Below are 18,181 nucleotides of genomic sequence, written 5' to 3'. Positions count from 1 at the left end.
AAGAGCAATGGAGGAGAGAAAAGATCAATGGTCATCCAAGCTGGGCTTTATTTTGGCTTCGGCGGGTGCCGCAATCGGGCTTGGTGCAATTTGGAAGTTTCCTTATGTAACGGGTATGAGCGGGGGAGGAGCCTTTTTCCTCATTTTCGTCGCATTTACATTATTAATCGGACTTCCGATGCTGGTTTCTGAATTTATCATCGGACGTGGGTCCGGTGTTGAAGCGATCAGCGCTTATAAAAAGCTGGCTCCGGACAGTTTTTGGGTATGGGTCGGAAGGCTTGGAGTGCTCGGCTGTTTCCTGCTGCTTTCGTTTTACAGTGTTGTCGGCGGCTGGGTGTTGATTTATACCGGAATGTCCGTTGTAGGCAAGGTGATTGGCGACGGCGCCAATTATCCTGAATTGTTCGGTTCTGTCATCGGAAGCCCGGGGGTGACCCTTTTGGGATTGCTGCTATTTTCATTGATTAATATTTTAGTCATTGCCATGGGAGTCCAGAACGGAATCGAAAAGGCAAATAAATACATGATGCCGCTTTTGTTCATCTTCTTTATTATTCTTGTTGTTCGTGCTTTGACGCTGGACGGGGCAATGGAAGGGGTCAAATTCTTCCTGGCACCGGATTTCTCAAATATAACAGGTGAATCGATACTATACGCTTTGGGACAGTCGTTTTTCTCGCTTGCAGTCGGCTTTTCGTGTATGGTGACGTATAGTTCCTATTTAAAAAGGGACGTCAGTTTGACTTCTTCTGCGGGATCAGTCGTTGGAATGAACATTTTTGTTTCGCTGCTTGCAGGCCTGGCGATTTTTCCGGTCGTCTTTGCGTTCGGATATGAACCTGCCGAAGGACCTGGCTTGCTGTTCATCGTATTGCCTTCGGTATTTGCACAAATGCCGTTTGGCGAATTGTTCCTGAGCTTATTCCTGATTTTATTTTTATTCGCTACTTTGACATCATCATTCAGCCTGTACGAAATTATTGTAGCCGCATTCACGGCGAACGGAAAGCGTTCACGGAAGCCGGTTACCTGGATTGCCGGATTGGTCATCATTATTGCAGCAATTCCTGCGGCACTTTCTTCAAGCAGCCTGGCGGAATTCACGATTTTTGGAAAAAGCGTATTCGATGCGACCGACTACCTTGTCAGCAACATCATGCTGCCATTTGGAAGCCTTCTGATTGCATTGTTTATTATTCACCGAATGGACAAAGCGCTTGTAAAAGAAGAGTTCCAATTGAACGGATCGGGTTCAGCGGGCTTGTATTCCTCTTGGCGCGTCTTGATGACATGGGTTGTGCCGGTTACAATTGTTTTAGTATTTTTGAATACGCTAGGGATTATAAAAGGATAAGTGTTAACTAAGGCGGTGGAAAAAGTGGAAGATCGTAAATGGATCGACATATCGCAGCCATTGACGAATGATATCGGCGTTTGGCCGGGGGACACGCCGTTTGCTTTCAGGCTTAGTTTTACGAAGGAGCAAACGGGCTCCGTGAACATCGGCCAATTTACAACAAGTGTCCATACAGGGACGCATGTTGATGCCCCGTATCATTTTGACGAGCACGGGAAGAAAGTGCACGAACTGGATCTCAATTTGTATGTTGGGCGAGCACGGGTTGTTGATGTGACAGGGTGTGAAATGGTTGGAAAAGAAGAACTGGAGCGGTTTGAATTGGAAGGAGTGGAACGGCTGCTTCTTAAAACAACGGATGGAAGGGACTTAAACCGATTTCCGGAAAAATACACCGTTTTCCGCGAAAATATCGGCCCTTTTCTAAAAGAAAAGGGAATCCGCCTGATTGGAACGGAGAGCCCTTCCGTCGATGCAGTCGACAGCAAAACGATGGATGCCCACCATTCGCTCAATGATAACGGCGTATATATTTTGGAAAACATCGTACTGACTGATGTGGAACCGGGAGACTATGAATTGATCGCTTTGCCGCTTTCCATTGAAGGAGCGGATGGGAGTCCGGTGAGGGCTGTGTTGAGACCGATTGGTTGAAACCAGGGGGGACATTGCTATCGAGTGGCAATGTCCTCCTATTTTTGACAGGGCCTCATAGTTTGTCTCGAAGTTTTTCGATTTCCTCTTTATCCAATTGAGTAATTTCAACAATCAAATCTATGGACAGACCTTTTTGCAGCATTTGGAGTGCTATTTCTTTCTTTCCTTCCATTCTTCCTTCTTCACGTCCAATCGCCTTTCCTTTTTCTTCATATGAAATGGGCAATTCCATAATTTCATTCTCAAAGGGCTGTTTTTCAGATTTTTCCACTGTTTTCCTCCTCAGCTAAATCAAAAGGTTTTCATATTAGAAAATGGGAAGGGGTCACAGTTCCTTGCGAAGCTTTTCAATCTCTTCTTTATTCAGCTGGGTAACTTCAGCGATTAAGTTTACGGATAATCCTTTATTTAGCATTCGGCGGGCAACTTCCCTTTTTCCTTCTAATTTTCCCTTTTCTTCATACGAAATCGGAAGTTCAAAAATTTCATCCGCTTCCGGCAGCTTTTTGACTTCTTCCATCAGTTTTTCCTCCTCTTCTTCATTTAATTTTAAGTTTGTGACATAGTTTGGACTAAGTTATCGTGGCGATTGCTCTCTTAAAGCCTTCTTAGTCACCTTAAATGACCCTTTATTCCTACCTTCACCAGGATCAAGATCCGGATCTTCAACCTTACCCTCATCCGAATCGGAATTGTCGCCGGGTCCACCGAAAATAGGCAATTTTATTTTTTTGTAGGTGATACCTGCGCCACCTTTCATATTTAACGACTGTGCAATGACTGCGCCTGTAACCATGCCCCCTTCCGAGAGCTCCACGTTGGCATTTGGTGCCAATACCAGTGCGGAGGTGGTTCTGGAACCGCCGGATAGTTTGATACTTTTCCCTCCAGTTAATAAATTACCTTGAAATCCACCGCCAGCGCCAAATTCAATATTCGCATCCTCTGCATATAAAGATCCAAAGATTTTTTGATCTCCGCCGAGTTTTAATGTTTTAGGGTTTTTTGGGTCGTGGGATCCTTTTAAAAAGACATTCAGCTGTTTTACTTCTCCATCTTTGTTAATAGAGCTGCCGCTTCCCATGGTAATTGAATTCTCAACATAAATGGTTAGTTTGCCTTCGCCTTTTATGAAGATATGTCCATTAGTGATATTTAAATCCTTTACGACAATTTCCTTATTGGATTTTTTTGTATCAATATATAATTTTCTATCACTATTAACTTCAATTTTGTCAAGTTTAATATGATTTTCCATTTCTAAGACATAGTTATTAGCAGCATAGTGTGTGACTAATATGTTCCCGCTATCTATTACAAGATGTTTATTTCCATCCTTTTGTACTTCCTTATTCGGAGGAATCATATAATTTTCAGGAATCGGTGGAAAATCAGGCAGCTTTGGCAGCTCTCCCATATCTTTTCCTGCAGGTTTAGGCAATTTCCTTATTGTTTCTGAGTCTCCAGTTAAAGCATTGCCTTCTGAACCTGGCGGCACATAAATCGATCCTTCTATAGTGGGGCCGCCACTGACTGTAATACTTCCAGCGCCGGCCTTCCTTGTACCTATACTTCCAGCCTGAACTCCGCATTTATCTTCATCATTAGTAAAATCGCCTTTAATATAAGCGCCGTCGGTCATTCTAATAGTATCATTCACATACGCCGCCATACACGGAACGATTTGCGGCCCTCCAGTGTTATCGTCACCGCCCCCGCCGCCACCATCGCCACTTCCACCTTTAGCCGGCACATACTCGACCGTGAACACTTGTTCAACCGTTCTTTTTTGGTTGCCGATCGCACCAGTGGAGATGATTTTGAATTGCTTGCTGCCTTTAAGTTCTTTGCTGTTAATCTGAACATCGCCGTCTTCATTGGTAGAAACATCAAATTCGGCAGGCTTACCAAAGGTTTCTTCGAAGTTCAAACCGTATTCTTCCGTTGACTTTTTCGATTCTATTAACCTGTCGGTTAGGACATCATAAAAATGATAGATTTTACTACTTATGTCATTCTCATCTTTTTGATCTTTCGTCTTTTCAAACTCCTGGACCTCCTCAGCGACGATTTCTTCTATTTCTGCCATTTTCACGGTAGCCCCCGCCTCCGCAATGTAAAAAGCCGATTGGTCGCTGCGCTCGCTTGTTGTGGTTTGGACAGAAGTTGTTGTCACGGTTAGCAGGCCTAAGCCCAAAACGGAAATAAGAACAACCAGCAATAATACACCAACAAGGGAATAGCCCGACTCGTTTAAATAATGTTTATTTCGTCTCTGCTTCTTCATCATTATCACCGCTCCTTATGGTGATTATTGTCTCGAGTTTTTTATCTGAAAGGCTGATTATTGTCAGTTTAAACTGGTCAACTTCAATTAAATTCATTTCCTCTAATTCATTTGAACACGGATCATCATCCGGCAAAGATACGCAAAACTTCTTTATATTTTTGCTTAGAGGAACACCGTTTTTTTCAATTGTCTTTGCAGGCTCATGAAAAAAATACTTGGTTGTCTCATCGACTTTTTTTATTTCAAGTGATTTACCATCAGAAGAAATCCAGACTTTACCTGACACAGCTTCCCTGACATCCTTTGTAATCACTTTTGCAGCATAGGTCTCCTCAAATAAATTCCCCGTTTCCGAGGACTGTTTCTTATACTGCTTCTGAATGGATGTTACAACACCAGTCATAAGAATCAGGACAATAACACCAATGACAAAGACAGCCAGAACTTCGACAAGAGTCAGTCCTTTTCCGTTATTGAGCAGCTTCCTCATTGTCGATCAATCCCCCAATGAAGAATACCTTGCATCTTGGCTCTTTCTTTTTGTTCGGGACCATCAAATGCTTCAACGATAATTTGGTTCATATCACTTTCTATCGGCGGTTTGTCATCATCAATATTTATTTCTATCCGTTTTTCCTCGAGCTTGATTTTAATTGTGTAGGTATCTTCAGTTTTTTCGTAAACCAGCCAATTTCCTTCTTTTCCCAAGTAATGATATTCCAACGGCTTGGAGATCATTGCATTCTTTCTTTCCCCATAATTGGTTATGACGCTCACAGCATAAATCTTCTCCATTTCCGCTTGCGCTACATAAGTGGCGTCAATTATATTTTCCGATGTCTTATATGTTTTGGCTGATTGGATAAAGATGGTGATGAAAGTAGTCAAAATGAGTGTAATCAATACGATTGAAGCTAGCAGCTCCACGAGTGTCACACCATGTTCATTTGAAATTTCAACTTCTGATACTTTCATCAAAATCACCCATTCTGCCTATTTTAAAAAAGTGCCCCGATTTCGGAACACCTATTTTTCATAATAAAAGGTTGTAACATCAACAGTGAAGGATACAGTCTTGTCCGGTTTTTCATGGAAATCCAGTACTTGCTCCGTCGGTTTGTTTACTTGCAACTGATCCACCCGTGTAACCCTTTCAAGTTTTTCAATTTCACGTAAAAAATGAATAAAGTGTTCGTGATCAGGGGAGAGGACGTTCAACTTTGCCGTAACTAAATGAAGTTTATCCGGTTTTTCGGTGTCCTCACTGTTTTCGCTGGATGTCTTCTCTGAGGATGAAGGCTCTTTTTCGTTTGTTGAATCCTGTTCGACTCTGTTGCTCTCCTCATCTTCTTCCTTTACGAAATCAAACTCCGGCTCGCTTCCGTCGTAAAGAAAATCGACTTCTTCAATCCGGCTTCCGCTTGTCTGCTCGATCTGCTGGAATGTTAGCAAAAGCTTTTCCAGCTCAGGGTTCAGGGGCACTTTTTTCTGCAGTAAAAGTGTATCGATATCCTGACCAGATTCGGGATCCTTCTTCGCTTCAAGGACTGCTAACTCCGATTCCAACGAGGCATTCATATTTCTTGTGTTCTGCAATTCAGCGGACAGGGGCTGAAGAAAGAACAAGTACAATGCCAGGAGACCCAGGAAGACCAGGCATAATAAAAGCAGAAACAGTGTCCTTTTTTCTTCAAAAAGATTATTCATTTTCTTCGGTCTCCTTTTTTAACTGGGCAGGATTGATTTCAAAGGAGTAGGTGACCTGATAGCGCGGAAGCAGTTCGAATATACTTAATTCCGCTTGATTGTCCGCTTCATCTTCGGAGTCCGCATTCGCTTCGGGCGCTTCCAGCTCAAAAGTTTCGAGGCGATTCACAATAGGATTTTTTATAAAATCGGAAGCATTAAGCTTGGCCATATAGGATGAAGCGTCTGTCATTGTCTCAAAGTGGGATTCAATCACGACTTCCCCTTCGTTGTAATTGTATTGGCTCATATATCCTGTTGTCGGAAGGAATGTCATCAATTGATCGATCAATTTGGACGTAGGAATGACATATTTTTCGGCATAGGCAACCGCTTCTCTCATTGCCTCTTTTTGATTGGACTCCTGTTCGGCTGTTTGCACTTGCAGGGTTTCCTTTTGTTTAGTCAACTCTTTGTTTTGCTCGTTGGTTTCCTTCAGCTCATTATGTACAGTGATGTATTGATACCCAAGGAAGCCTGTAAAAAGGATGGCCAGGATTAATCCGGCAAGAAATAAAATATACAATAGGGACCGTTCTCTCTTGTACTTTGGCAGAAGGTTTATATCAGGAAGCATCTATTCTCCCTCCTTGAGCACAAGCCCGAGTGCCGGAACAAATCTTATTTCTGTTTCTTTGTCCCCGGAGGGCGCTAAATATGCCTTTAAAAGTGTGACGGGAAGCCCGTACTGCTGTTCAATTTTTTGTTTTACATTTTCCAAAAGGGGATGGTCTCCTGTCATGATGATCTGAGAAACGTTTTTCTCTCCTTTATACAGTGAGTAGCGGTAAAAGCCCATGATTCTATCAAGCTCGCTGATCTGATCGTCGAGCAGGCGCTCCAGGAATGATTCATCCCCGGAATAGCTCCAATTGAATAGATCTTCGTCTTTCAATGAGTAGCTTAAGTGGTTAGGATCAAGATCCAGCGGCTGGAATCTGGAGAATTCCAGCCGGTTATCTGAAAAAATGCTGATGTTAAGGGAGAGCATATTCAGTTCAAAGAATAGGTACACTTCTCCCGGCCTGTCTTTATCCAAGTGATGGAAGTAGCGGTAAATCCCCAGCGGGCGGACGTCCACGACTTTCGGCTGAAGATGTACATCGGTAAAAATATGGGTGAACTTGCTTATTTCTTCTTCCGGAGCCGCGAACAATGTTGCTTTTTTCCTTCCGTTTGCCTGTTCGCCTTCCGGCATTGGATGGATATCAAAAACAGGATTTTCAAACGGCAGATGAATGCTTTGGCCCAGTTCGAACGTAAAGTGGTCGGTGACTTCGTTTCCGTTCAAATGGGCCGGATATTCCACTTGCCGCATGATGACAAGTGACTCGGGTGCGTAGAAGCGAACATTCAAATGCTTCAATTTCCAATCCCGCACGAGCTGCTTCATGAAGTCGAAAAATTTGATTTCATCGGCAATCCTGCCTTGTTCAATAAGCTCAGCGGGAATAGGCCTTTCTTTTAACTGCTTCACGTTCAACAATTGCGGTCCGTTGCTTTCAACAACGCGGATCACGTAATCGTCGATGACAATGTTGGCGAATTTCTTTGATTTTCCAAAGGATAACATGGTGTACATCTCCTGCCTGAACTCCTAGGTTAATAGATTCAAATATGAAGCCCAGATTGATTCGCTATACACATAGCTTATCAGGGCGGCTGCCCCGATAAAAGGTCCGAAAGGTATCGGCTCTTTCCGGTTGAGTTTTTTAGCTGCGAGTAAAACAAGAGCATAGAGCAGGCCCAGAATTGCTGCCAATACAAGTGTCAGGACTGTTCCTTTTATCCCTAAAAACAGCCCCAGAACGGCAAACAATTTGATGTCGCCACCGCCCATCCCGCCTTTGCTGGCAACAGCGATGAGGAGCAGCAGGGCAAACCCGAGCAATGCCCCGGCGTAGGCGTCCCACCACGGGGTTGTCGGAATGAAGAGCCGGACGATGACCATGACCGGGAAAAAGAATAATAGGACACGATTGGGAATGAGCATCTTATACGTATCTGAAACAGTAACAATCACGACGAGCGAAACTAGCAAAAGGACAACCAGCAAATCCTTTGACCATCCCGCCACCATGGGCGAAATCGTAAAAAGACATGCTGTGAGCAATTCAAACAGCGGATATCTGATAGAAATGGGGGAGCCGCAGTTTTTGCAGCGCCCATTTTGCAAAAGATAAGAGACGACCGGAATCAACTCCGAGGCCGTCAAATAATGATTGCAGCGGGGACAATGGGAACGCGGTGCTGCGATTGACTCGCCATCAGCCGTACGAATGCCGACCACATTGAAAAACGAGCCGAAAACAAGACCGATTATGAACAAGTAGCTGTATAAAAGTAGATTGAGCATTCCCATCGTCCTTTGCAAGGAAAATTATTAATTGACATGGCGTGAGAGCAAAGTTGTTAGTTAAAACTAATTAATTTTAATCTTTATTACAAACTTTACGTCCATCTTTGTTAAGATCTGCCTCTGTTTGATTATTAATGTTACATTTTGCATTGCCTGTCAATGTAACTCTGTATACATTGCTGTCATCCTTTGTTACTTTGAAGCCACTAAGAGCAGTTTCTCCATACGCGTCTTTTGTCCAGGGATCAGTTAGCGCCCCAAGGAACCCTTCATCACTTAGGGCTTTAGCAGTTACCCCTGTTGTACCTACTTCATCAACATTAGCTTCATATAATTTAGCAGCAGCAATCATTTGCTGGGCATCTGCAACGACAGCATCTTTCTTTGAATTCTCAATAACTTTCCCGATCATTACAAATGCAATCGCCGCAACAATCGCCAAGATAACGACAACCGCCAACAGTTCAACAAGTGTCAAACCACGCTGGTCCTTTTTAAATCTAGTTAATAGTTTTTTCATAAAATTGCCCCCAATATAATTTGATAGTCTGATAGGATAAGAATTTATAAATAACTGCGCACTTCGTCCAGCTCTCTTATCCATCACCTCCTTAAAGTACATTGCCCTTATTGAATTTCGGTAAAGATCGTGAACATCGGAATCATGATGGACAGAACGATGAATCCGACGACGGTTGCCAATGTTACGATCATGACCGGCTCGATGAGTGATTTCAATGAGTCGACGCTCCGCTCGACTTCGTCCTCGTAGAAGTCGGCGATTTTGGCGAGCATGTAATCGAGCGATCCTGTCTGCTCCCCGATGGCTGTCATATGTGAGACAAGAGGAGGGAAGACCCAGCTTTTTTTCAATGGATCGGAAAGGGGGCTTCCTTTTTCCAAATTGTTGCGGGATTCGCGGACGACCCGTCCCACGACAGGGTTCCCGGCCACTTTTTCAACAATATCGAGTGCCTGCAAAATCGGGACGGAGCTTGCAAACAGCGATGAAAGTGTCCGCGTCATTCTTGCAATCGCCGCCTTTTGCAGTAACGCCCCGAAAATCGGCATCTTCAGCAATGCCACGTGAACGGAATAGTTGAATTCCTTATTGCTTCTATATAAAAACAGGAATGCCGCTGTTATACCTGCAACAAAGATCAGGCCAAGCCACCAAAGCTGCTGGATCCAATCACTTACCATCACGACAAATTTCGTTATGGCAGGGAGGTCTCCTCCAAACTGCTCGAACATGGACGTGAAGTTCGGCACGATTGACAGCATAAGGAAAATGACAACCGCCACAATCAGTACCATCAACACGATCGGATAAGCCATCGTTGACTGGATCTTTTTCTTCAAGTTGTATTGCTTTTCGTAGTAGGAGGCAAGCCTGTCCAACGTTTCGTCCAGGTTACCGGTCATCTCGCCGGCCCTCACCATGTTGATGAAAATCGCCGGGAAGATCTTTGGATGCTTTTGCACCGCATCTGAAAAAGCGACGCCGCCCCGAATTTCCGTTTCAACCTCTCGCAAAGCGTTTGCCAAGCCTTTGCTTTCCGTCTGTTCCGCTAAAATATGAGTCGAATCCACGATGGAAATCCCCGCGCGGATCAGCGTTGCAAATTGGCGGCAGTACACGACAAAATGCTGATTTTTGACATTTTTTCCCCCAAGAGAAATATTCTTGTTGAAGATAGTCGCTTTCGTTTCGTTCACTTCACGGGGACTGATGCCTTTTTCACGAAGCTGCTTGATGGCTTGGTTCCGATTGTCGCTTTCGATCGTTCCGCGCTTGACCGCCCCTTTCATAGTGCGGCCGACAAATTTGTATACCGGCATTAAAATCCACCCGCGTTTGCCATGTATGGCCTGGCGGTCTCAGGCGAGATGAGGCCCGACGCCAGCAATTGACTGATCGACATATCCAGTGTATGCATGCCTTGGGACCGGCTCGTCTGCATGATGTTTTGGATCTGCTCCACCTTTTCGTTCCGGATCAGATTGGCAACCGAAGGGAGGTTGAGCATAATTTCCGTAGCGGCAACCCTGCCCGAGCCGTCCGTCTTTTTAAAAAGCCGCTGGGAAATGATTCCTTCCAAGACAGCTGAAAGCTGAATCCGGATCTGCTTTTGCTGGTGCGGCGGGAATACGTCGATGATCCGGTTGATCGTCTGCGGCGCATTATTGGTATGCAATGTCGCCATGACCAAATGTCCCGTCTCCGCTGCCGTGATGGCAGTGGATATCGTTTCGAGATCTCGCATTTCCCCGACTAAAATGACATCCGGATCCTGGCGGAGTGAAGCCCGCAGGCCGGTCGAAAAACTTCTTGTATCCGATTCGATCTCCCTCTGATGGACAATTGACATCCGGTGGCGATGTACATACTCAATGGGATCTTCCAAAGTCACGATATGCTTTGCAAAATTGCGGTTCACGTAATCGATCATCGCAGCTAGCGTCGTCGATTTCCCCGAACCGGTAGGCCCCGTAACCAAAATCAATCCTTGCGGCTTTTGGGCCAGTTCCTGCAGAATTGCCGGCATTTTCAACTGCTCAATCGTCGGGATTTCCATCGGGATGACACGCGCTGCAAAACTGATCTGTCCGCGTTCGTAAAACACATTGATCCGATAGCGTGCCACATCTTCAATGCTGTAAGAAAAATCGATTTCCCCGCTTTCCATCAACTTTTTCCAATCAGCTTCCGGCATAACGGTTTTCGCCATGATTTCCGTGACTCCGGGCGTCAGCCTGACCTCCCCGTAAGGGCGGAGAGATCCGTTCAATCGGTAAACAGGCGGTGATCCCACTGAAATATGAAGGTCGGAAGCACCGTCTGCGTATGCTTTTTTCAACAAATCGTTTATTTCATATGGCATATCGAGGCCTCCTATTCCATCGCTGCGACACGCAGTACTTCTTCCGTCGTCGTCAATCCCTCGGCCACTTTCAACAAGCCGTCGGCAAGCAGAAATTTCATGCCCGATTCCTGTACATATTGGCGGATTTTAAAGGAGCTTTCTGCGTTCATGATGAGCTCCCGTATGTGGTTGTCCAACGTAAGCACTTCGTGAATGGCAATCCTTCCGCGATATCCGGTCATTGTGCAGCTCGGACAGCCCCGTCCTTTATGGATATAATTGATTTCAAGCCCGCTCGCCTGAAAAATTTCCTTTTCACGCTCTGTCGGAGGGAGCACCTCGCTGCAATCCCGGCAAACCCTCCGGACAAGCCGCTGGGCGACGACTCCCGTGAGCGAAGACGAGATCAGGAACGGTTCAATGCCCATATCAATCAGGCGGGTCAGGGCGGCGACAGCACTGTTTGTATGAAGCGTACTCAAAACCAGATGCCCAGTCAGGGAAGACCTGATCGAAATTTGTGCGGTTTCCAGATCGCGGATTTCTCCGATCATGATGATGTCCGGGTCCTGCCGTAAAATCGAGCGGAGCCCGCTGGCGAAAGTCATTCCGATATCCTCGTTCACCTGTACCTGATTGACACCATCCAACTGATATTCAACCGGGTCTTCGATCGTAATGATGTTCACTTCTTCGCTGTTCAGGCGGTTCAAAGCCGCGTATAACGTCGATGATTTCCCCGATCCGGTCGGTCCGGTGATCAGGACAATTCCGTTCGGTTTTTCAATCATGTCAATGAATTTATGTAAATTGTCTTCTGCGAACCCAAGGTTTTCCAAATCGCCCAATGCATTGCTCAAATCCAAGATCCGCATGACAATTTTTTCGCCGTAAACGGATGGAAGAGTGGAAAGCCTGATATCAACCGGCTTAAAATTTACATTCATTTTGATCCGGCCGTCCTGCGGCACGCGGCTTTCTGTTATATTCAGATTTCCCATGATCTTGATCCTGGCAATGATGACGTTTTGCATATGCTTTGGCAAAGAACGTTCAGTCCTTAAAATCCCGTCAATGCGGTACCTGACCTTCAGCTCAGTTTCCATCGGGTCAAAGTGGATATCACTTGCCCTTTGTGTGACTGCATGGTTGATGATCTGGTTGACAAGGCGGACGACAGGGGAATCTTCATCCGTAATGCCGGTTTCATCCAGTGTTTCTTCCACTGTATATCCGCTCAGCGCCTCATCGAGTGATTCCTGCAAATCATAATGTTTGGAAATGGTCCTCTGAAGCTCTTCTTTCGTTGCCAATGCAGGAATGATTTGATAACCGGTCGCCATGCGCAGCTCCTCGATGGCAAAGTAATCCATCGGATCGGCCATTGCGACAAACAGTTTGTGATTTTCCTTTCGGATCGGCATGACCTGATGGCGTTTGGCCAGATCCCTCGGAATGAGCTGGATGACTTCGGGATCCATCGGATATTGGTAAAGGTTGATCCTTGGTATTCCGAGCTGCCGCTCAAGTGTTTCAGCCAGCTGCTGCTCGGTGATATGCCCTTCCTGTAAGAGAGCGTCCCCGAGCTTTTCCTCCGGTGATTTGCGGCGCAGCGTCGTTTCCAGCTGCTGTTCTGTGATTAATCCTGACTCTACAAGTAAATCCCCCAGCCGTTTTCTTGACATTCCGCTCACCCCTTTGCGTTTTAATCTGTTGTTTCTGTTTCGCTCTGAACATCTTCAGTCAAACCATTGTCTTTCAAAATTTGCTCGCACGATTTCCGTTTTGTTTGATCCTCAAACTGCCGGCACGCCGCTTGATTGATGATTTTTAACATTTCCTTTTTTTCATCTGCTTTCCCAAAATCCTCAGTTCCTTTTGAAGGGGAACCATCGGGATTCTCCGTATCTTCCAGACTGGCATCATTTTCCCCATTGACCTCTTCCATCACTTCAGGCGGCTCCTGTGAAGACACTAGAAAAATAGTCGGGGTGGGAGGGTAGAAGTCACGGCTGATCAGTGTTTTTTCCTGAACAGTCCCATTTACCGAACTTATACGGTAAACTTCAACTTGCATTCCTTTTTGACCGGACTCCATAGGGACGCGCTGTCCGGGAGCAAGCTTATAGCTAAAGCGGTACAATGTCCGTGGCTTCACTTCGCTTTTGTTCTCCACCTGGTACCCGTAGCTTGTATCTTTCATTACGGAGCTTACAGATATATGAAGCTTGTTTTCTTTTACTTCCGCTGAGAATGTATAAGAATGAAAGTTTGGATTATATATAATGAAATCTTTTTTTGCCGTGAGATCTGCAGCAGCCTCGATTCCGGCTTCAGAGTATGAAGGAATGCTCCTTTGTGAATGCCGCTCAATAATATCCATATTTGTTTTTAAAATTGCAGCATACAAGGCTGTTGCGAAAAAGCTGGCGCCTTCCTGCGAAACTGTCGGGCGAACTTCTTCCAGTACGGAAGAGATGAATGAAAACTGTGAATCCGGTTCAACGGTCTGTCCGTCAATCTTATCTGCCATCTGCTCGATTTCTACATGGGAGATATCCGGGATCTGGAAGGTTGTTTCGGCCACTTTTCCCTTTGGCAGCTCCGATTCTTCCTTATAAATGATGGTTACAGGCTGGTCGCCGAGAGTGGCAGCTGCCTCTTTCGCTTTTTGCAGTGTTGCATCGGCATCAGCATAGTCCAGCCATTCAATTTGATGATTTTCGCTTATTTGAACATGGAGAGGAATCTGGACAGGCTTAGACTTCAGGAAAAAAAGGTACCATGGGCGCTTCGTCTGTTGTTCCAATTCATCGAACGTTCTATCAATATCGAAAAGAAAAGTGTCCCTCGGGATCGAAATGGCTTCATCGGTGCCTTCTGCCTGGATCGGTGCCTCTGTCAGCCAGGAGTCCACTTCCAACTGCACTTTCTCATACGCTTTTTCATATGAAAGGCCGCCTACAGCGATACCGGCGATTGTTCCTCCCTTGGGCAGGGTGCCTGCAGCTTTTGCCATTTCAGGCGGCAGCAGCCATGCCAACAATGACAGGATCAACATGTATTTGCATATATTTTTCAACATATGGCGGACCGCCCTTCTGCAATTACCATTATTTACCTCATTATAAATTAAATTTGTAGAAAATTGTAATAAGAAAAGCGCAAGCGCCTTGCCCATCGACGTACAGACTGGAGTGCCTCCGACGAGATAAAGGAAACACGGCGAGGAACGAGCCGATGTTGACTTATCGTAGGAGGTGCGAAGTCTGCTAGTCGATAGGCGCTGGAGCTAGACAACAAAAGGCTTTGTTCAAAATTTTAAAGCTAAAACATCTTATACTTTTTTACTCAGTAAAAAAAGGCCTCTCCAAATAGATTCGGAAAGGCCGGTTGCACCACTTGCTCCATACGGCCCAGGTGCCCATATATGGGACCGTACTTCATTGCTTCCTTCATAGGAATTTTGTCTTATTCACTTAGGTTTAGATTACTGACTTTTGTCATAGCTGTCAACATTTTCCTTGAAAATTTTCAAGAAAATAACAGACGATTACATGAATTTGTCAAAATCGCCCGAATACCTCTTTCCTATGCCTGGGAACATATAAAATTGCCGGCGAATGTTCAGCTGCCGGCAATTTAAACGTCAATTTTATCCTCCTTGCTGCCTTCGCTTGCTTTCCTCCAGCAATTCATCCATCGCGGATAAAGTATCTATATCAGGAAGGATATCGTTTAGCACAGTTTCATGCACCGGCTTATCCTCCTCGGTTGATTCTTGCATAACAAAGCTTAGCAGCATATACCAGTGTCTCAGCCTATTGATATGTTCCCGATAGGCCGGGGAGCCTTTTTTCAGCGGAGGCTGACTGCCTTCGCTTATAAATGTAAAAAAGTTGATTGTATGCAGAGGGCGGGCCGGACTGTTTACAATGATCGTCAAGTCCAATGAGTCCACATTCTTTTTCTTTTTTTCAGCCGGCTGCGCACCGCCGATGAATGTGCCGTCTGCCTTGGAAATAAAGCCCTCCAATAGGGAACGGGCTGTTTGGGATTGGCTTGATTTGGTTCCTAAGGATACCCCGTCTTCTGACATTTCTACCGCCAAAATATCAGAGTAATCGTATTCAAATGTTTCATATGCCATTCCCGCCAGGGCTGCTGAAGTATCCGGATTTTCAGGCGCCCATATACAAATCCGTTTTGCCTGTTCGTCCACGGCGATTTTCGTCAATTGGTTGGATGAGATGAATGTCTGCCCCGCTTTGAAGTTGCCGGTTTTCGGTTTCAGATTTTCCAGTTGTTTCGAAAGTTCTTCTCTATTTCTTTTGATGCCTTTAGAATATTTGAGAAAAGATATGAGATTGAGGAAGAGGGTAGGGATTATGCAAAGCCATCCTATCCATGCATAGCCTTTTATGAAAAAAATGATGGAAGCGAAGACCGCCAAAATCGACGTCATACATCCGAAACCCATTTTGTCATTTTGCAAATCAGAAGCAGCCATATGTAAACCTCCTTTGTAAAAATTACGGTTTACTGGATAAAAGGTTTCTGAACAATAAAAAATAGTCCGTTTTTCCTGTTGAACCCAAAGAAAAAGGCTGCCGACACCTTAGTAAGAAAGTCGGATATGCCCCTACATTTTCACTATTCAAATCTCTCGTGATAAAATGACTGCAGGGATAGGGGGGGCATGCCCCCTGGTGCAGGGAGTGATAATAAATGATGGAAGAAGACATTCGTGAGCTGGAATTAAGGGCTATTCTTGAAGCATCTAATGATAATATTGTCATCACGGATGGGCAGGGGAAAGTGTTGAGGAGCAGTCCCAACTGTCAATTCATTTACGGAATGAAAAATGAAGAGTTAATTGGAAAGACGGTGGACGAACTTGAAAAGATGGAGGTTTTTTCCCCTTCGGTTACCAAAAGGGTGCTTCAGGAGAAAAAGGAAGTCCAAGTCATGCAGCATACGCTGACGGGGCGCTCCGTCATGGCAACCGCCCTGCCCGTGTTTGACGAAAGCGGCGAAATGATAAGGGTCATCAGCTTTTCCCATGATCTGACCGAGCTCAGGCAGATCAAAGAAGATTACGAAGAACTCCGGGCAAAGATGGAATATTATCAGTCGGAAATCCAGGAGTTACGGGATAAGGAACAGCATACAGATGGCATTGTGCTAAAAAGTAAAGAGATGAATCATGTCTGGCAGCTTATTCAAAGGGTGGCTCCGTCTGATGCGACCGTTGTGTTTCTGGGTGAATCCGGAGTCGGAAAAAATGTTTTTGCAAGGGCCATTCATGAAAAAAGCAGTCGGAGCAAGGAAGCTTTCATTGAAGTGAACTGCGGCGCTATTCCGGAATCGCTTTTTGAATCCGAAATGTTCGGATATGAGAAAGGTGCTTTTACAGGGGCAAACAAGGAAGGGAAACCAGGCCTCATAGAGCTGGCCAATAAAGGGACGTTGTTTCTTGATGAAGTGGGAGAGCTGCCGTTAAACCTTCAGGCCAAGCTGCTGAAAGTGATCCAGGAGAAAAAAATGACAAGGGTTGGCGGGACGCAGCCCAAACAGATCGATTTTCGAATCATCGCTTCGACGAACAGGGATCTGGCAGAGATGGTGAAGGAAGGGACATTCCGCGAAGATCTTTTTTACCGGCTGAATGTTGTGCCGATTACCGTTCCTCCTTTAAGGGAGCGGAAGGATGACCTGCTGCAGTTATGCGAGTACTTTCTTGGGATGTTCAATGAAAAATATGGAACGGATAAAGTGCTTCATGCGACGACGATCCATGAAATGCTCGACTATAGCTGGCCGGGAAACGTCAGGGAACTGGAAAATTTAATGGAGCGCCTCGTGATTACGACAGAAAATCGGATCATTTATCCAAGCGCACTTCCGTTTCATACGAAGGAGGCCCGTTCAGTTGCTGATGAACAAGAAGCAGAAGAGACCCCCGAGCAGGCGGAAAATCTCCAGGAAGCAATCCAAAACGTGGAAATCCGTTGGCTGAAAAGGGCATACAGACAATATAAAACTACGTATGAAATGGCGGACTATCTTGGGATCAGCCAGTCGAGCGTCGTCAGGAAGCTTCAAAAATACGGAATTAATTCATAATCGAATCAAAATCCGCATTTGCATCAATAATCCGTTTGTTGATGCGAATGCGGATTTTTTTCTCGCTGTTTAAGAAAGTTTCTATACGGAATGATGATGTGATATGTCCAGCTTCAGGCGCCATCGGCGCAAGGATTAAGCCAATCGCTGATGAAGGCAAACTACGCCTTCGGAAGCGTAGTCTAGCTTTACGCCTAAGGCTGCGCGCCTTGCGCTTTTCTTAGAAAATCCAAAAGGAACAAAAGGAATAGGATTTTATAGTTGGCACGTTTTTTGCTTCGTATAAAAACGAAACATCTGCAGAATGGATTTTAGGAGGAATATTATATGTATAAACCGAAAGACTCATCACAATCTCCCCGTTTCGTGGGAAACAGGACTTTTATGAGATTAGAGCAGGTTAGAACGACTGACGATATAGATTTCGCTGTACTTGGCGTTCCTTTTGACACGGCAGCATCCAACCGGACAGGACAGCGGTTCGGCCCCCAGCATATTCGTGATTTTTCCGTCCTTCTCCGTCCCTACAATCCGGATATGGATATTGATATATTCGAATATTGCTCAGGGGTCGACTACGGGGATATCAACGTCATTCCGGGAAATGCGCTCCGCACTTATGAAAGCATGGTCGAAGGACTGACGCCGCTGCTTGAGAAAAATGTCATCCCTGTCATTATGGGGGGAGACCATTCGATCACATTGGGCAACCTTCGTGCTTTCCATAAAAGATACGGCAAAATCGCGCTCGTCCATTTTGATTCCCATGGCGACAC

Annotated in this window: 19 protein-coding genes and 1 riboswitch; of the genes, 4 read left to right on the top strand and 15 right to left on the bottom strand. The window is 45.2% G+C overall.

Going from position 1 to position 18,181, the window contains the following annotated elements; all coding sequences use genetic code 11:
• Positions 1–7 precede the first annotated feature (7 nt).
• Positions 8–1,357, top strand: a complete 1,350-nt coding sequence (locus D4N35_RS07965) for a sodium-dependent transporter (RefSeq protein WP_120072249.1) — start codon at positions 8–10, stop codon at positions 1,355–1,357.
• Positions 1,358–1,381: 24 nt separating this feature from the next.
• The gene (kynB, locus tag D4N35_RS07960; protein ID WP_120072246.1) at positions 1,382–2,014 is read left to right on the top strand and encodes an arylformamidase; all 633 of its coding nucleotides are present in this window, start codon (positions 1,382–1,384) and stop codon (positions 2,012–2,014) included.
• Positions 2,015–2,069: 55 nt separating this feature from the next.
• Here the strand turns inward: kynB and D4N35_RS07955 are convergent, their stop codons facing one another.
• The 15 genes from D4N35_RS07955 to D4N35_RS07885 form a co-directional block, all read right to left on the bottom strand.
• Entirely contained in the window at positions 2,070–2,288 is a 219-nt protein-coding gene (locus D4N35_RS07955) for an Rpn/YhgA-type helix-turn-helix domain-containing protein (RefSeq protein WP_120072244.1), read from the bottom strand.
• Between the two features lie 54 nt (positions 2,289–2,342).
• Positions 2,343–2,537 (bottom strand): Rpn/YhgA-type helix-turn-helix domain-containing protein, encoded by a 195-nt coding sequence (locus D4N35_RS07950; RefSeq protein ID WP_120072242.1) that lies wholly within the window; start codon positions 2,535–2,537, stop codon positions 2,343–2,345.
• Between the two features lie 57 nt (positions 2,538–2,594).
• Positions 2,595–4,307, bottom strand: coding sequence for a DUF7305 domain-containing protein (locus D4N35_RS07945; protein ID WP_120072240.1), 1,713 nt, complete (start codon positions 4,305–4,307; stop codon positions 2,595–2,597).
• Positions 4,282–4,797, bottom strand: a complete 516-nt coding sequence (locus tag D4N35_RS07940; protein WP_120072238.1) for a PilW family protein — start codon at positions 4,795–4,797, stop codon at positions 4,282–4,284. The genes D4N35_RS07945 and D4N35_RS07940 overlap by 26 nt, the downstream gene beginning before the upstream one ends.
• Positions 4,794–5,282, bottom strand: coding sequence for a type IV pilus modification PilV family protein (locus D4N35_RS07935; RefSeq protein ID WP_120072236.1), 489 nt, complete (start codon positions 5,280–5,282; stop codon positions 4,794–4,796). Before D4N35_RS07935 ends, D4N35_RS07940 begins: the two co-directional genes overlap by 4 nt.
• Before the next feature lie 51 nt (positions 5,283–5,333).
• Positions 5,334–6,014: a hypothetical protein gene (locus D4N35_RS07930; protein ID WP_120072234.1), complete on the bottom strand. Its 681-nt coding sequence runs from the start codon at positions 6,012–6,014 to the stop codon at positions 5,334–5,336.
• A complete protein-coding gene (locus tag D4N35_RS07925) occupies positions 6,007–6,630 on the bottom strand; it encodes a PilN domain-containing protein (RefSeq protein ID WP_120072232.1) in 624 nt (207 codons plus the stop codon). Before D4N35_RS07925 ends, D4N35_RS07930 begins: the two co-directional genes overlap by 8 nt.
• Positions 6,631–7,626: a type IV pilus biogenesis protein PilM gene (gene pilM / locus D4N35_RS07920; RefSeq protein ID WP_164876313.1), complete on the bottom strand. Its 996-nt coding sequence runs from the start codon at positions 7,624–7,626 to the stop codon at positions 6,631–6,633.
• 24 nt (positions 7,627–7,650) lie between these two features.
• The gene (locus D4N35_RS07915) at positions 7,651–8,409 is read right to left on the bottom strand and encodes a prepilin peptidase (protein WP_120072228.1); all 759 of its coding nucleotides are present in this window, start codon (positions 8,407–8,409) and stop codon (positions 7,651–7,653) included.
• Positions 8,410–8,485: 76 nt separating this feature from the next.
• The gene (locus D4N35_RS07910; RefSeq protein ID WP_120072334.1) at positions 8,486–8,932 is read right to left on the bottom strand and encodes a type II secretion system protein; all 447 of its coding nucleotides are present in this window, start codon (positions 8,930–8,932) and stop codon (positions 8,486–8,488) included.
• A 107-nt stretch (positions 8,933–9,039) separates the two neighbouring features.
• On the bottom strand, positions 9,040–10,254 hold the full coding sequence (locus D4N35_RS07905; RefSeq protein WP_120072226.1) for a type II secretion system F family protein: 1,215 nt from the start codon (positions 10,252–10,254) through the stop codon (positions 9,040–9,042).
• A complete protein-coding gene (locus D4N35_RS07900) occupies positions 10,254–11,297 on the bottom strand; it encodes a type IV pilus twitching motility protein PilT (protein WP_120072224.1) in 1,044 nt (347 codons plus the stop codon). The genes D4N35_RS07905 and D4N35_RS07900 overlap by 1 nt, the downstream gene beginning before the upstream one ends.
• 11 nt (positions 11,298–11,308) lie before the next feature.
• Entirely contained in the window at positions 11,309–12,964 is a 1,656-nt protein-coding gene (locus D4N35_RS07895; RefSeq protein WP_120072222.1) for a GspE/PulE family protein, read from the bottom strand.
• A gap of 20 nt (positions 12,965–12,984) precedes the next feature.
• The gene (locus tag D4N35_RS07890; RefSeq protein WP_164876312.1) at positions 12,985–14,364 is read right to left on the bottom strand and encodes a VanW family protein; all 1,380 of its coding nucleotides are present in this window, start codon (positions 14,362–14,364) and stop codon (positions 12,985–12,987) included.
• Between the two features lie 293 nt (positions 14,365–14,657).
• A riboswitch (cyclic di-GMP riboswitch) is annotated at positions 14,658–14,742 on the bottom strand.
• A gap of 192 nt (positions 14,743–14,934) precedes the next feature.
• The gene (locus tag D4N35_RS07885) at positions 14,935–15,789 is read right to left on the bottom strand and encodes a hypothetical protein (RefSeq protein WP_120072218.1); all 855 of its coding nucleotides are present in this window, start codon (positions 15,787–15,789) and stop codon (positions 14,935–14,937) included.
• A gap of 218 nt (positions 15,790–16,007) precedes the next feature.
• On the opposite strand from D4N35_RS07885, the gene D4N35_RS07880 reads away from it, so the two are divergent.
• Entirely contained in the window at positions 16,008–17,405 is a 1,398-nt protein-coding gene (locus D4N35_RS07880) for a sigma-54 interaction domain-containing protein (protein ID WP_430722748.1), read from the top strand.
• Between the two features lie 327 nt (positions 17,406–17,732).
• A partial coding sequence (locus tag D4N35_RS07875; protein WP_208646283.1) for an arginase family protein occupies positions 17,733–18,181 on the top strand: 449 nt, incomplete at its 3' end.

The organism is Siminovitchia fortis (genome assembly GCF_003605365.2).
GTDB classification, from domain to species: domain Bacteria; phylum Bacillota; class Bacilli; order Bacillales; family Bacillaceae_C; genus Siminovitchia; species Siminovitchia fortis.
This window is presented reverse-complemented; position numbering and strand designations above follow the sequence as displayed.

Excerpts from the sequence above, each read along its gene's own strand:
- D4N35_RS07915 (WP_120072228.1), bottom strand. The coding sequence starts at position 8,409 with ATGCTCAATCTACTTTTATACAGCTACTTGTTCATAATCGGTCTTGTT.
- D4N35_RS07940 (WP_120072238.1), bottom strand. The coding sequence starts at position 4,797 with ATGAGGAAGCTGCTCAATAACGGAAAAGGACTGACTCTTGTCGAAGTT.
- D4N35_RS07880 (WP_430722748.1), top strand. The coding sequence starts at position 16,008 with ATGATGGAAGAAGACATTCGTGAGCTGGAATTAAGGGCTATTCTTGAA.
- D4N35_RS07900 (WP_120072224.1), bottom strand. The coding sequence starts at position 11,297 with ATGCCATATGAAATAAACGATTTGTTGAAAAAAGCATACGCAGACGGT.
- D4N35_RS07885 (WP_120072218.1), bottom strand. The coding sequence starts at position 15,789 with ATGGCTGCTTCTGATTTGCAAAATGACAAAATGGGTTTCGGATGTATG.
- pilM (WP_164876313.1), bottom strand. The coding sequence starts at position 7,626 with ATGTTATCCTTTGGAAAATCAAAGAAATTCGCCAACATTGTCATCGAC.
- D4N35_RS07950 (WP_120072242.1), bottom strand. The coding sequence starts at position 2,537 with ATGGAAGAAGTCAAAAAGCTGCCGGAAGCGGATGAAATTTTTGAACTT.
- D4N35_RS07910 (WP_120072334.1), bottom strand. The coding sequence starts at position 8,932 with ATGAAAAAACTATTAACTAGATTTAAAAAGGACCAGCGTGGTTTGACA.
- D4N35_RS07935 (WP_120072236.1), bottom strand. The coding sequence starts at position 5,282 with ATGAAAGTATCAGAAGTTGAAATTTCAAATGAACATGGTGTGACACTC.
- D4N35_RS07925 (WP_120072232.1), bottom strand. The coding sequence starts at position 6,630 with ATGCTTCCTGATATAAACCTTCTGCCAAAGTACAAGAGAGAACGGTCC.
- D4N35_RS07930 (WP_120072234.1), bottom strand. The coding sequence starts at position 6,014 with ATGAATAATCTTTTTGAAGAAAAAAGGACACTGTTTCTGCTTTTATTA.
- D4N35_RS07890 (WP_164876312.1), bottom strand. The coding sequence starts at position 14,364 with ATGTTGAAAAATATATGCAAATACATGTTGATCCTGTCATTGTTGGCA.
- D4N35_RS07945 (WP_120072240.1), bottom strand. The coding sequence starts at position 4,307 with ATGATGAAGAAGCAGAGACGAAATAAACATTATTTAAACGAGTCGGGC.
- D4N35_RS07965 (WP_120072249.1), top strand. The coding sequence starts at position 8 with ATGGAGGAGAGAAAAGATCAATGGTCATCCAAGCTGGGCTTTATTTTG.
- D4N35_RS07895 (WP_120072222.1), bottom strand. The coding sequence starts at position 12,964 with ATGTCAAGAAAACGGCTGGGGGATTTACTTGTAGAGTCAGGATTAATC.
- D4N35_RS07905 (WP_120072226.1), bottom strand. The coding sequence starts at position 10,254 with ATGCCGGTATACAAATTTGTCGGCCGCACTATGAAAGGGGCGGTCAAG.